This window comes from Pseudomonas sp. C6002, assembly GCF_013385805.1.
Taxonomy (GTDB): Bacteria; Pseudomonadota; Gammaproteobacteria; order Pseudomonadales; family Pseudomonadaceae; genus Aquipseudomonas.
In genome coordinates this window covers 51120-64467 of the sequence record NZ_JACAPH010000043.1, presented here as the reverse complement: position 1 = coordinate 64467, position 13348 = coordinate 51120, and the positions used below count along the sequence as shown (strand labels likewise).

The 13348-nt window shown below is 60.2% G+C and carries 10 protein-coding genes; 6 read left to right on the top strand and 4 right to left on the bottom strand.

Annotated elements, in window-relative coordinates:
- Positions 1–171: 171 nt before the first annotated feature.
- On the bottom strand, positions 172–288 hold the full coding sequence (gene ccoM, locus HX817_RS31505; RefSeq protein ID WP_003210916.1) for a cytochrome c oxidase subunit CcoM: 117 nt from the start codon (positions 286–288) through the stop codon (positions 172–174).
- A gap of 143 nt (positions 289–431) precedes the next feature.
- Positions 432–734 carry a hypothetical protein gene (locus HX817_RS28615; protein ID WP_143495551.1) on the bottom strand — a complete coding sequence of 101 codons (303 nt, stop codon included), beginning with the start codon at positions 732–734 and terminating at the stop codon, positions 432–434.
- Here HX817_RS28615 and HX817_RS28610 point away from each other — a divergent pair.
- The 3 genes from HX817_RS28610 (at position 728) to HX817_RS28600 (ending at position 3352) form a co-directional block, all read left to right on the top strand.
- Positions 728–1600, top strand: a complete 873-nt coding sequence (locus HX817_RS28610; RefSeq protein WP_102368259.1) for a LysR substrate-binding domain-containing protein — start codon at positions 728–730, stop codon at positions 1598–1600. The two genes, HX817_RS28615 and HX817_RS28610, sit on opposite strands and share 7 nt — an antisense overlap.
- An 88-nt stretch (positions 1601–1688) precedes the next feature.
- Positions 1689–2159 (top strand): RidA family protein, encoded by a 471-nt coding sequence (locus HX817_RS28605; RefSeq protein WP_003210913.1) that lies wholly within the window; start codon positions 1689–1691, stop codon positions 2157–2159.
- Positions 2156–3352: an aminotransferase class V-fold PLP-dependent enzyme gene (locus HX817_RS28600; RefSeq protein ID WP_371317787.1), complete on the top strand. Its 1197-nt coding sequence runs from the start codon at positions 2156–2158 to the stop codon at positions 3350–3352. The genes HX817_RS28605 and HX817_RS28600 overlap by 4 nt, the downstream gene beginning before the upstream one ends.
- Here HX817_RS28600 and HX817_RS28595 read toward each other — a convergent pair.
- A complete protein-coding gene (locus HX817_RS28595; protein WP_008430424.1) occupies positions 3349–3690 on the bottom strand; it encodes a hypothetical protein in 342 nt (113 codons plus the stop codon). The two genes, HX817_RS28600 and HX817_RS28595, sit on opposite strands and share 4 nt — an antisense overlap.
- Positions 3691–3906: 216 nt before the next feature.
- On the opposite strand from HX817_RS28595, the gene rapA reads away from it, so the two are divergent.
- Positions 3907–6753 carry an RNA polymerase-associated protein RapA gene (gene rapA / locus HX817_RS28590; RefSeq protein ID WP_177023048.1) on the top strand — a complete coding sequence of 949 codons (2847 nt, stop codon included), beginning with the start codon at positions 3907–3909 and terminating at the stop codon, positions 6751–6753.
- A 185-nt stretch (positions 6754–6938) separates the two neighbouring features.
- On the opposite strand, the gene HX817_RS28585 is transcribed toward rapA, so the two are convergent.
- Positions 6939–8285 carry an MFS transporter gene (locus HX817_RS28585; RefSeq protein ID WP_003210907.1) on the bottom strand — a complete coding sequence of 449 codons (1347 nt, stop codon included), beginning with the start codon at positions 8283–8285 and terminating at the stop codon, positions 6939–6941.
- A 281-nt stretch (positions 8286–8566) separates the two neighbouring features.
- Here HX817_RS28585 and HX817_RS28580 point away from each other — a divergent pair, with 281 nt between their 5' ends.
- Together HX817_RS28580 and HX817_RS28575 are read left to right on the top strand one after the other, a co-directional pair.
- A complete protein-coding gene (locus HX817_RS28580; protein ID WP_023659115.1) occupies positions 8567–10828 on the top strand; it encodes a bifunctional diguanylate cyclase/phosphodiesterase in 2262 nt (753 codons plus the stop codon).
- 206 nt (positions 10829–11034) lie between these two features.
- On the top strand, positions 11035–13212 hold the full coding sequence (locus tag HX817_RS28575; RefSeq protein ID WP_177041978.1) for a hypothetical protein: 2178 nt from the start codon (positions 11035–11037) through the stop codon (positions 13210–13212).
- The last annotated feature ends 136 nt before the right edge of the window (positions 13213–13348 follow it).

Below are 13348 nucleotides of genomic sequence, written 5' to 3'. Positions count from 1 at the left end.
TTTTTGGTTACTTTTTTAGGCGCTTGTAAAAAAGTGACTCGCTGTAAGAGCGAAACCATAAGTAGCCGTTACCGCAGCAACGGATATGTACACAAAACAAAAAATCCAAAACAAAAAAAAGGCGACCGAAGTCGCCCAAAATGCCTTGCGTGCTCATGTATCCGAAAAGACCTAAGGCCTCTTACGCTTATTAGCGTCTTTCCAGATAAAAATTCCAAACCCTACAAAGAACATCACCATGAGGCCAACCGTCAGCACTCCGGCAAACACCACATTATCGAAAAACATGACCGGCCTCCTGCACTTGCCCTGTTGCGATAGGGCTAAGTTAACCAAGAAGACGAAAGAAGAAATTGACGAGGATCAATGTCGCCCGCGACGGAGCGTAAAGAAGGGAAATAACTGACCTGCATCAAACGATGCAGGCTATATCAACGCTTTTTCGGTTTGCTTTTCGGCTTTTTCTTGGGCTTCCCCAACGGCATCGCCTGTTCAAACGCCTGGCGCACTTCATTCAGTCGCTTGTCATTCAGATCATGAACACGTTTGGCCCGTTCGGCATTCAGGTCAATCAGCTTGTCATCGTCACTCATGGCTTGGCTTACGTAATGGCTTGGATGCCCCAATAATGCGTCCTGCGCCAATCCCGCGTAAACAAAATCGATGTCATCGCGCGCATTTGCCCGCAAAATCCCCCCATCCCACCCCCTCACACAGAGCGTTCGACGTGGCACTGCACAAGGACCTTCCCCCACTCCTGGCCCTGCGCGCCTTTGAGGCCGTGGCCCGGCATTTGAGTTTTATCAAGGCCGCCGCCGAGCTGTCAGTGACCCAAAGCGCCCTCAGCCATCAAGTGCAGAAACTCGAACAGCACCTGGGCAAACCGCTGTTTATCCGACGCACCCGCGCCATCGATCTGACCGAAGACGGCCAACACTACTACGACCAGATCCGCCCCGCCCTCGACACCATCGCCGCCGCCACCCGGCAGCAGCAAACACCGCCCGCCACCAGCGTACTGCGCGTCGGCCTGCTCGCCTCGTTCGCCACTTTGTGGCTGGCACCGCGCCTGGCGGGGTTTCTCAGCCGCTACCCACACATCCAGGTGGAGTTGGTGCCGGCGATTCAGCTGGCAGATGTCGCCGCCGCCGAGGTCGACCTGGCGATTCGCTACGGCAAGGGCGACTGGACCGACGTGCAGGCCACGCGCCTGATGAGCGAAACACTGTCACCCGTCTGCAGCCCGGCGTTCAAGGCCAGCCAACTGGCCAATGGCCCGCTGCTGATGGCCACCTCGCACCGCCCTTTCGAGTGGACCGACTGGTCCCGGCATTATCAGGTGGATGTGGAGCACTACCCCAAGGCGCTGCTGCACGACTACAACATCGTGGTCGAAGCCGCCGTCGCCGGCCAGGGCATCGCCATGGGCCGCCACCGCCTGATCGAACGCAGGCTCAAGGAGGGCACATTGGTGGAAGCCTTCGACTGGCCGCCCTATCAAAGCGAGATCGGTTACTGGCTGATTGCCCCGCATGGCGAAACCAGCACGGCGGCCGCTTGTTTCAGTGAATGGCTGCGGGAAATCTGCGCTGACGCATGAGTTATTTCGATACGTCGAGTTAAATCTATCCGTTTGTCGGCGAAAATCGCCCCGCCCATGCTGAAGACTCTTTCCAAGAGGATTCATCATGAGCCACTCCATCTCGCAACGCGTACAAGCCCTCGGCCTGAGCCTGCCGACACCCAGCCAGCCGATTGCCAACTACGTCAATTACGTGATCAGCCAGAACCAGCTGTTCATCTCCGGCCAAATCCCGCTGCTGGACGGCAAACCGACTTACATCGGAAGACTCGGCGAATCCATCAGCGAAGACGAAGGCGCCAAGGCCGCCGAACTCGCGGCGCTGGGCCTGCTGGCCCAATTAAGCGATGCCCTGGGCGATGACCTGTCGCGACTGGTGCGCATCATTCGGTTGGGCGTATTTATCGCCAGCAGCGGTGATTTCCAGCGCCAGGGTGCAGTCGCCAATGGCGCTTCGAACTTGCTGGTCAACGCCCTCGGCGACAAAGGCCGGCATGCCCGCACGGCCGTGGGCGTCGCCAGCTTGCCGGGCGGCGTAGCCGTGGAGATCGACGCGATTTTCGAGTTGCAGCCGTGACTGCGCTGTCCCTGACCGAGGTCCGGGAGCTGCGGGACGAAACGCCGGGCTGCCAATCCGGCATCGTCCACTTCAACCACGCCGGGGCCTCCCTGCCCAGCCAAGGGACGCTTGATGCAATCATTGACCAGTTGCAGCGCGAAGCCCGCGACGGCCCGATGGAGGCCGGCGAACACGGTGCACTGCTGACAGAAAAAGCCCGTCGCGCCGCCGCGCAACTGCTCAATGCGCCCGTGTCATCGATTGCCTTCGCCAGCAGTGGCTCGACCGCCTGGAGCATGGCGTTCCAGGCGTTGGGCCCGTGGCAGCCAGGCGACCGCATTCTGGTGGGCCGCCACGAATGGGGCGGCAACCTGGCGAGCATGCAAACGGCCGTGCAATCGGGTGCACAAGTAGAAGTGATCCCCTGCGATGAAACCGGCGCGGTATCCGTCGCCGGCCTGGAAGCCATGCTCGACGCCCGGGTGCGGTTGATCGACCTGACCTGGCTCCCCGCCAACAGCGGCTTGATCAACCCGGCCGAGGCCATCGGCGCGTTGGCCAGGCGTCATGGCATTGCCTATTTCATCGACGCCGGGCAAGCCATCGGCCAGGTGCCGGTGGATGTGCAAGCGCTGCACTGCGATGTGCTCAAGGGCGCCGGGCGCAAGCATCTGCGCGGCCCACGCGGGACCGCCCTGCTCTATGTGCGGCCGGATTTTCTCGAGCGCTTGAACCCGGCCCAACGCGATGTGTTTTCGGCGCCCTGGAGCCCTGCGGGATTTGACTTGCGCAACGACGCCCGGCGCTTTGAAACCAGCGAAGTGTCGTTCGCCTTGCTGGCAGGCCTGGGCAATGCGTTGCTGGAGGTCAATCGATTGGGGGTCGAGCGGGTCCGCGAGACGGTCCGGCTGTTAAGCGACACAATCCGTGAACAATTGCGCCGAATCGACGGGATTACCTTGCATGACCTGGGAACCAGCGCAAACCAGTCCGGCCTGATCGCCTTCAACCTGGCCGGCTGGGACGCCTTCGAGCTCAAGCGCCGCCTGGGCCTCAAGCGGATCAACATCGGTGCCAATGGCGTGCCCTACACTCCACTGGACCTGCAGGCCCGCGAGCTGGACAGCGTGGCGCGAATCTCCGTGAGCTACCTCAATACGGCGCAAGACATCGAGCAACTGATCGCCGCCCTGCGCGAACTGCGGGATTAAACCTCGACGTCCACCCACAAGCCTTGCCGTGGTGCGTCTTCAATCAACGGCACCACCGGCACGGTGTTGTCGGCGTTGAGTTCGTCACCGGGAACAGCCAGGTGCTCCTGCGAGTCTTCATCGGCTTCGCGGCGACGCTTTTGCTGTTCCTGCTGGCGACGTTGCTCCTCGCGCAGCAGCAAAGCCGCTTCCTCGGGATCGCGCTTTTGCAAGTCGATGGTACTTTCGTTGGAGCCTGGCTGAACCGGCGCCACGGGCGGGATATCCGGCTTCTGGCGCACCGGGTCAAGCTGCGACGTGACCGGCACAACACTCAAGGGCAGCATGGGTGGCAGCATATTATTAGTCTCCTGTTCAGCAGACTGTCGGCTGCGTGGGTGACGACTTGAGCGTCAAGCCGCCAACTTGTGAACCAATCGTCATCTATCCGACGAAGATACCGCCCTTTTTCTTGCCGCTTGTAGCTTAAAGCTCGAAGCTGCACCTATTCCTTTTGGTCTGGAAGCCGTGTTCCGTTAGAATAGTCGGCTTTTTCACGGCGGGAGTCAGGCAGCATGGCGCAGCAGTATCAACCGGGGCAACGCTGGATTAGTGACAGCGAAGCAGAGCTGGGGTTAGGCACCGTTCTGGCACAGGACGGCCGCTTGTTAACCGTGCTCTATCCGGCCACTGGCGACACTCGCCAGTATGCGCTACGGAATGCGCCCCTCACTCGCGTGAGGTTTTCGCCGGGTGACACCATCACCCATTTCGAAGGCTGGAAAATGACCGTGCAAGAAGTCGACGACGTCGACGGCCTGCTGGTCTACCACGGCCTCAATGGGCAGAACGAGCAGGTCACCCTGCCGGAAACCCAGCTCTCGAACTTCATCCAGTTCCGCCTGGCCAGCGACCGTCTGTTCGCCGGCCAGATCGACCCGCTGCCCTGGTTCTCCCTGCGCTACCACACCCTGGAACACACCAGCCGCCAGTTGCAGTCCTCGCTCTGGGGCCTGGGCGGCGTACGTGCGCAACCGATCGCGCACCAACTGCACATCGCCCGTGAAGTTGCCGACCGTATCGCGCCGCGGGTTCTGCTGGCGGACGAAGTGGGCCTGGGCAAGACCATCGAAGCCGGCCTGGTGATCCATCGCCAATTGCTGTCGGGTCGCGCCAACCGCGTGTTGATCCTGGTGCCGGAAAACCTCCAGCACCAGTGGCTGGTGGAAATGCGCCGCCGCTTCAACCTGCAGGTCGCACTGTTCGATGAAGAGCGCTTTATCGAAAGCGATGCCACCAACCCGTTCGAAGACACCCAGCTCGCGCTGGTGGCCCTGGAATGGCTGGTGGACGACGAGAAGGCCCAGGACGCGCTGTTCGCGGCCGGCTGGGACCTGCTGGTGGTCGACGAAGCGCACCACCTGGTCTGGCACGAAGAAAAAGCCAGCCCCGAGTACTCGCTGGTGGAACAACTGGCCGAAGTGATTCCGGGCGTGCTGCTGCTCACTGCAACCCCTGAGCAACTGGGCCAGGACAGCCACTTCGCGCGCCTGCGCCTGCTGGACCCGAACCGTTTCCACGACCTGCACGCCTTTCGCGCCGAGAGCGAAAACTATCGCCCGGTGGCCGAAGCCGTCCAGGAACTGCTGGACAAGGGCCGTCTCTCGCCCGCCGCCCACAAGACCATCCAGGGCTTCCTCGGCGACGAAGGCGAAGCGCTGCTGACCGCCGTCAACGATGGCGACGCCGAAGCCAGTGCCCGCCTGGTCCGCGAACTGCTGGACCGCCACGGCACCGGCCGCGTGCTGTTCCGCAACACCCGCGCCGCGGTGCAAGGTTTCCCGGAGCGCAAGCTGCACGCCTACCCGCTGCCGTGCCCGGACGAATACCTCGAGCTGCCCCTGGGCGAGCACGCCGAGCTGTACCCGGAAGTCAGCTTCCAGTCGCAGCCGGACGTCGATGAAGAACAACGCTGGTGGCGTTTCGACCCGCGCGTGGAGTGGCTGATCGACCAGCTGAAGATGCTCAAGCGCACCAAAGTCCTGGTGATCTGCGCCCACGCCGAAACCGCCATGGACCTGGAAGACGCCCTGCGCGTGCGCTCCGGCATCCCGGCCACGGTGTTCCACGAGGGCATGAACATCCTCGAGCGTGACCGCGCTGCCGCCTACTTTGCGGACGAAGAATTCGGCGCCCAGGTGCTGATCTGCTCGGAAATCGGCAGTGAAGGCCGCAACTTCCAGTTCTCCCACCACCTGGTGCTGTTCGACCTGCCGTCCCACCCGGACTTGCTGGAACAGCGGATCGGCCGTCTGGACCGGATCGGCCAGAAACATGTGATCGAACTGCACGTGCCGTACCTGGAAACCAGCCCGCAAGAGCGCCTGTTCCAGTGGTACCACGAGGCGCTGAACGCGTTCCTCAACACCTGCCCGACCGGCAACGCCTTGCAGCACCAGTTCGGCCCGCGCCTGCTGCCGCTGCTGGAAAACGCCGACGACGGCGAGTGGCAAGCGCTGATCGACGAAGCCCGTGCCGAGCGCGAGCGCCTCGAAGCCGAACTGCACACCGGCCGCGACCGTTTGCTGGAGCTCAACTCCGGCGGCGCTGGCGAAGGTGATGCGCTGGTGGAAGCGATCCTTGAGCAAGACGACCAGTTCACCCTGCCGATCTACATGGAAACCCTGTTCGACGCCTTTGGCATCGACAGCGAAGACCATTCGGAAAACGCACTGATTCTCAAGCCCAGCGAAAAAATGCTCGACGCCAGCTTCCCCCTGGGCGACGACGAAGGTGTGACCATCACCTACGACCGCAACCAGGCGCTGTCCCGCGAAGACATGCAGTTCATCACCTGGGAACACCCGATGGTGCAGGGCGGCATGGACCTGGTGCTGTCCGGTTCCATGGGCAACACCGCCGTGGCGCTGATCAAGAACAAGGCGCTCAAGCCGGGCACCGTGTTGCTGGAACTGCTCTACGTCAGCGAAGTGGTTGCTCCGCGTTCGCTGCAGTTGGGCCGTTACCTGCCACCGGCGGCACTGCGTTGCCTGCTGGATGCCAATGGCAATGACCTGTCGGGCCGCGTGTCGTTCCTGACCTTGAATGATCAGTTGGAAAGCGTGCCGCGGGCCAGCGCCAACAAGTTCGTGCAGGCCCAGCGCGACCAGCTGACGCCGCGGATCAACGCCGGTGAGGAGAAGATTGCCCCGCGTCACGCCGAGCGTGTGGCCGAGGCTCAACGTCGCCTGGCGGCGGATACCGAGGAAGAACTGGCGCGCCTGACCGCGTTGCAAGCGGTCAACCCGACCGTGCGCGACAGCGAACTGGTTGCCCTGCGCCAACAGCGCGAGCAAGGCCTGGCGATGCTCGACAAGGCGGCGCTGCGACTGGAAGCGATTCGGGTGTTGGTCGCGGGCTAACTTCGCCGCCCTACCCTGACAAACAAAAAGGCCCGCGCAATGCGGGCCTTTTTTATTCACTGTAGACATCGTTGTTATTGATGACCTCTTCGCGAGCAAGCCCGCTCCCACATTTGACCGAGTTCCATCTTGAGAATGCGGTCAAATGTGGGAGCGGGCTTGCTCGCGAAGGCGTCACCTCGATCTCAGGCAGTAACCGCCCTGGCCGGCACCTCCACCACCCCCAACCCATCCTTCATCCGCTGGGCATCGCGCACAAAACTGCGGGACGCCTGGAACAGAAACAGCATGGTCAAAAACAGCGCCACCGGAATCAGGTACATGGCGTCATGCAGTCCCACCGCCTTGTAAGCCTCAGTCATCTGCTGGGCACCGTCGGCATACATCGCCGAATGGGCAAAATGATCCGACAACCCGCCCACCACAATCGGCCCCATGCCCCCGCCCAGCAAATACAAGCCGGCGAAGAACAATGCCATCGCCGTCGCCCGCAGGCGCGGCTCGACCACGTCCTGGATCGCCGTGTACACGCAGGTGTAGAAGTTATAGGCAAACAGCCAGCCGACACTGAACAGCGCCACAAACACACCAATCTCGATCCGCCCCGCGTGCAACGCCCAGGCAGTGGTCACTGTAGAGATAATCAAACTGCACGCCGCGAACAGCAGCCGGCCGTTAGCGATGCGTTGATGGATCTTGTCGGCAATCCAGCCGCCCAGGGTCAGGCCCACCAGGCCGGTAATACCGACGATGACACCGGTGGCGACTGCCGCATCCTGCAACGGCAGCAGGAAATAGCGCTGCAGCATCGGCACCAGGAACGAGTTGCAGGCATAGGTGGCGAAGTTGAAGCACAACCCGGCCAGCACCAGCCAGAGGAATGTCGGCACCGCCAGCACCCGGCGAATCGGCCGGTCGACTTTCTCCTGGGAGACTTGCACGGCTTCCGCCGCGCCGCGCTTGGGTTCCTTGATGTAGAACATGAACACCGCAAGGATCAGCCCCGGCACCGCGGCAATAAAGAATGGCGCACGCCAGCTGTCGAACGCCTTGACCATCGCACCAATGGTGAAGAAGGCCAGCAGCAGGCCCAAGGGCAGGCCCAGCATGAAGATCCCCATGGCCCGGGCACGGCGGTGGGCGGGAAACAGGTCACCGATCAGCGAGTTTGCCGCCGGCGCATAACTGGCCTCGCCGATGCCGATGCCCATGCGCACCAGCAAAAAGGTCCAGAAACTGCCCACCAGACCATTGACCGCTGTCAGGCCACTCCACGCCGCCAGGCCCCAGCCCATGAGTTTGCTGCGCGAGCCGGTATCGGCCAGGCGCCCCAGCGGCAAGCCGGCAATTGCATAAACAATGGTGAACGCGGTACCGATGATCCCGAGCTGGAAGTCGCTGAGGTGCCACTCCATGCGGATCGGCTCGATGATGATCGCGGGAATGGTGCGGTCGAAAAAGTTGAACAGGTTGGCCAGGAACAGCAGGAACAGAATGCGCCAGGCATTCGCCGCTTGGGTCGAGTTCTGCATGGGTCCGTCTCTTTTATTGTTATGTGAGCCGCGATGCCAGACGCATCCTGAGCCCGGAACCTGCAATCTAGTCAGCCTCGTGGGGATTGTCTGTAATGATTCGTAAGTCTGATGTCACTCCATCGGGCGACCCGGGCGGTCATCCCTAATCATTTGGTTCTAGTTGTTTATAAACTCATCGCCAAATGATTAGAAGCAATCTGCCATCAATCCTTGTAACTCGCTCACGCTCTCTATACTGAAAGACGCAGTCAGACTAAAACTCTGTGACGGGACATGCTATGGAATGGCTTGGTTTGCATTTTTTTACCGACCTTCCGGACAGTGGGCACTTATTACTCAATTGCAGTCATAACCCCTTTCTGGTGCTACTGGCGTATGTAGTGGCGTGCGCAGCGGGCTTCGGCACCCTGGACATGGCCGAGCGGGTCGGCCATGTCGACAACCCCAAGGCTCAACGGCACTGGCGCTGGGTAGGCGCGGGCTGCCTGGCAGGCGGCATCTGGTCGACCCACTTCATCAGCATGCTGGCCTTCCAGGCGCCTATCGCGATTCACTACGAATTGATCATGACGTTCGCCTCGCTGCTGATCGCCCTGATCGCGGCGCTGTTCGCCATGCAAACCCTCAGTCATCCAAGGCTGCGCGCCCACCAATATGTGCTGGCGTCGGTGTGGATGGGGCTGGGTATTGCGCTGATGCACTACGTGGGCATGTCGGCCATGCGCTCCGAGGCGGGCGTGTATTTCGAGACTGGCTTGTTCCTCGCCTCTGTGTTGATCGCGATCGGCGCCAGCCTGGCGGCTTTGCTGCTGTCGCTGTACCTGCGCAACGGCACCGGCATGTTCCATCAATTGCTCAAGTACGCGGCCAGCCTGGTGCTCGGCGCGGGCATTATCAGCATGCACTTCACCGGCATGGCGGCCATGCAGCTGCTGGTACCCGAAGACCTCGTACAGTCGGCACTGCCGGTGGACAACAACCCGGTCCAACTGGGGCTGCTGGTGGCGGTCATCGCACTGCTGGTGATTGGCAGCAGCATCAGTGCTGCCCTCGCGGACAAGAAGCTGCAACACAAGGAAACCGACCTGCGCCGGGTCAACGCCCTGCTCACCGAACTGGACCAGGCCCGCGCCTCGCTGCAACAGGTGGCGCATTACGATGCCCTGACCACCCTGCTCAACCGCCGTGGTTTCAACCAGATCTTCGCCGAGAAACTCGCGGAAAAAACCGCCACCGACGGCATGCTGGCGGTGATCTTCCTGGATATCGACCACTTCAAGCGCATCAACGACAGCCTCGGCCATGACGCCGGCGACGAACTGCTGACGGTGCTGGCCGGCCACATCAAAAGCTCGGTGCGCAGCCATGACGACGTGGTCGCGCGGTTTGGCGGTGACGAATTCTGCATCCTGATCAGCATCCATCACCGCGATGAAGCGCGGCACATGGCCCAGCGCATCATGCAGAAAATGAAAGACCCCATCGAACTGGCCGGCCGGCGCATGGTGATGACCACCAGCATCGGCATCAGCCTGTTTCCCGAAGACGGCAAAACCAGCGAAGAGCTGCTGAAGACCGCTGACCTGGCGCTGTATCAGTCCAAGGATGCCGGGCGTAATAGCCTGAACTTCTTCAGCTCCAACCTGAAAACCCGGGCCTTCCTGGAACTGCAGCTGGAAGAGGAACTGCGCGCCGCACTGCGGGGCAAGAACGAGTTGGTGCTGTTTTACCAACCGATACTTGACCTGAAAAAAGGCAGGGTCACGCGCCTCGAAGCCCTGGTGCGCTGGCAACACCCCCAACATGGCCTGCTGACCCCGGACCGGTTCATCGGCATTGCCGAAAGCAACGGGCTGATTGCCGAACTGGATCACTGGGTGCTGCGCCAGGCCTGTCACGACCTGAGCCTGCTGTCGGAGCAAGGCCACACTGAATTGGTCATGGCCGTGAACTGCTCGGCCCTCAACCTGACGCGTGACGAGTTGGCCGATGAGATCGAAAACGCCCTGCGCTTCGGCGGGATCGCGGCCAATCGCCTGGAACTGGAAGTAACCGAGAACGCGCTGATGGGCAATATCAGCAGCACCCTGGCATTGCTGCGGCAAATCCGCGCCCTGGGCGTGTCTTTGTCCATCGACGACTTCGGCACCGGCTACTCGTCCCTCGCCTACCTTAAGCGCCTGCCGTTGAACACCTTGAAAATCGACCGTTCATTTATCCAGGATATCCCCAAGTCGAACGCCGACATCGAGATCGTCCAGGCCATTATCGGCATGGCCCACACCCTGCACCTGCAGGTGGTGACCGAGGGCGTGGAAACCCTGCAACAATTTGAAGTGGTGCAAAAACACGGCTGTGATTTTGTTCAGGGTTACCTGCTCAGCGCTGCGGTGCCGTTGAGTGATATCAGCGCGGTGATCAACAGCCTGGACCAGAACAACCTGTTCAGCCTGCTGGGCCTGACGGGGGGTGACCCCGCGCCGAAAGATCCGCCTTCGGGTCGTGCGGGCCCGGCGTCCATCGTTCGGCCAATTCGCTGACGCCGAAAATTTGGCAATTCGCCATCATTTCACTAAAGAACCCCGACGAACGGCCGATTCATCAGAGTCCGGCCAGGCTTTCCCCTTAAAACCCTAGGGTTAAACCCTATCGCCCAGGACCAGGACGCACTGTAAAGTCGCGATCTCTCATTTTGTGATGGCTATTTGATACTCACTCAGCCATCCGTCCAGGCACATGGCGCACAATGACTTCTAAAAATAACTCTGCCACCGCGGTATCCGACGTGTTGCTGACAGCCCCTGCGGAAAAACCCTCAGGTTCAAAGTCATTGAGCACCGCCCGCCCGCTGGCCACCCAGCAGTACCTGTACTTTACCGAGACCAACACCGACCGCATCCTCGACAACCTCGACGGCCTGCGCGACATGGTGTTCCCGCGCGCACCGCACATGGAACTCGACGGTGAACTGCGCAATGAGCAGGAATTCCCCTCGGTGTGCCTGATCGGCCTGGGCCGCTGTGGCTCCAACATTGCCCTGGATGTGGCAGAGCTGGTGTACAACGCCCGCAAGTTCTACCTCAACGAATTCAGCAACGAAGACAAATCCACCGACAAGGGCTACCGCCCCGCCCAGTGGATTCGCAACAACCTGCGCCTGGGTTCGAACAAGGGCACCAAACCGGTGTTCCTGGTCGAGCCGCTGGTGATGCTGGGCGACCTGGACAAGGACATTGCCGGGCGCATCCGTTTCTCGCGCAAGGGTGAGAAAAGCGGTTTCCTGCGGGACTACAGCAAGATGAAAATCATGGACCTCTCGGAAGTCCATGCCGGCGGCGCCGGTAACGCGCCGATACTCGGCCAGTACCTGGCCAAGATCATCCTCAACAAAGACACCCAGCGCTTCTCCAGCCCCGACTGGAAGATGATCCACTCGTACCTGATCGACTCCTGCGGCATCAAGGCCAACCAGTCGCGCCTGTACTTCTCGATCTTCAGTGCCGGCGGCGGTACCGGTTCAGGCATGGCCTCGGAGTTCGGCCTGGCCCAGCAGCACTCGTACATGAACAAGACGTTCGACACCAAGCCCGCGGATGAACATGACAGCAAAAGCGGTCACGCCTTCGTGTTCGAACCGATCTTCACCAGCGGGATTTGTGTGCTGCCGAACATCTCCGATCACCGCAGCGAAATGTCCGAGGCGCTGCACATCAACGCCGGGCGGCTGTTGTGCAAATACCTGTCGGAAGAATGGGACTTCTCGTACAACTTCGACAATGAAGACAGCAGCGAAGCCAGCGTGAAAGGCCGTATCCGACCGTGGAACGCGATGATGCTGATCTCCAACGACATCATGCGTTACGCCGAGGAAAGCGATGACGGCAACATCCAGAACATTGATGTCAATGCCATGGAAAAGCACGCCAACCAGTACATCTCGCAGCAGATCTTCAACATTCTGACGGCCCAGGCGGTTACCACCGACTACGACCAGAACTACTTCCGTCGCGCCGGGATCGACATTGGCGAGACCATCCGCCTGGATGCCAACGACCTGTTCATGAGCCTGGCCGGCCCGGTGGCGATTGCCTACGCCGAATCGGTGGTGCCGGAAACGCCGGCGCCTTCGAGCGACAAGTTCAAGGTGTTCGAAAAAGAGCCGCAGCGGCTGAACATCGACGACCTGTTTTTCCGTTCCATTGATCTGCCGCACTTCAACAAGGTGACCCAGGCGATCGAAGGCATCAGCCTGTTGCCGATTGAGTCCAAGCGGTACAAGGCCTCCCTGGAGCAGTACAAGAATTCCGGCTATGACGCGGCGGCGTTGCATGACTTGCACTTCTTCAAGAACTGCTCGTCGGTGGTGTCGATTGTGTCGTTGCCCAAGGATTACAAGCTGTCCTATATGGACCTGAATCGGCTCAAGACGCACCTCAACAGCCTGTTTCCCAATACGACGCTCAAACGGTATGCGCTGGTGATCGGGGCGTCGGCCAACTTGTCGCTCACGACCTTGATCGCTAAAAGCCCGTGCCTGTCGGATGATTTTTTGACGTTGATCGTGGCATTTATCAAGCGCTGTTTTGCGCGTAATCCGTATCGGTTTGATGACACCTTGGATAATTCGATCCTGGATTTCATCATCCATGAGGATTTTGATGAAGACCGGATTGATGAGCTGCTCAACGAGTTCGAGAACCCGGCGAAGATCCTGGATACCAACTGGTATGCGATCAAGCCGATGTACGAGAAGAAGTATCGTGAGTTGATCAACGACAAGGACAAGTTTGTGTCGATCAACGATATTCGTCTGTCGCGGGATTGTGTGAAGAAGGCGATCAAGTACCTGCGTGAGATTTATCGTCACCGGATTGGGAAGACCAAGGTTATTTCGCTGAATAACCATACAGGGAAGACGGCGTAGGCTTTGTTGTTGCTGGGGTGGGGTGTATATCCGTTATTTAGGTAACGGCGACTTATGGTTCCGCTCTTACAGCGGCTCACTTTTGAAAAGCGCAAAAGTAACCAAAACGCTCTTGCCCCACCACTCGGCACCTCGC

What these genes read in the sequence shown, in the direction of transcription:
- HX817_RS28580 (WP_023659115.1), top strand. Translation starts at nt 8,567, where the DNA reads ATGGAATGGCTTGGTTTGCATTTTTTTACCGACCTTCCGGACAGTGGG.
- ccoM (WP_003210916.1), bottom strand. Translation starts at nt 288, where the DNA reads ATGTTTTTCGATAATGTGGTGTTTGCCGGAGTGCTGACGGTTGGCCTC.
- HX817_RS28595 (WP_008430424.1), bottom strand. Translation starts at nt 3,690, where the DNA reads ATGCTGCCACCCATGCTGCCCTTGAGTGTTGTGCCGGTCACGTCGCAG.
- HX817_RS28575 (WP_177041978.1), top strand. Translation starts at nt 11,035, where the DNA reads ATGACTTCTAAAAATAACTCTGCCACCGCGGTATCCGACGTGTTGCTG.
- HX817_RS28585 (WP_003210907.1), bottom strand. Translation starts at nt 8,285, where the DNA reads ATGCAGAACTCGACCCAAGCGGCGAATGCCTGGCGCATTCTGTTCCTG.
- rapA (WP_177023048.1), top strand. Translation starts at nt 3,907, where the DNA reads ATGGCGCAGCAGTATCAACCGGGGCAACGCTGGATTAGTGACAGCGAA.
- HX817_RS28605 (WP_003210913.1), top strand. Translation starts at nt 1,689, where the DNA reads ATGAGCCACTCCATCTCGCAACGCGTACAAGCCCTCGGCCTGAGCCTG.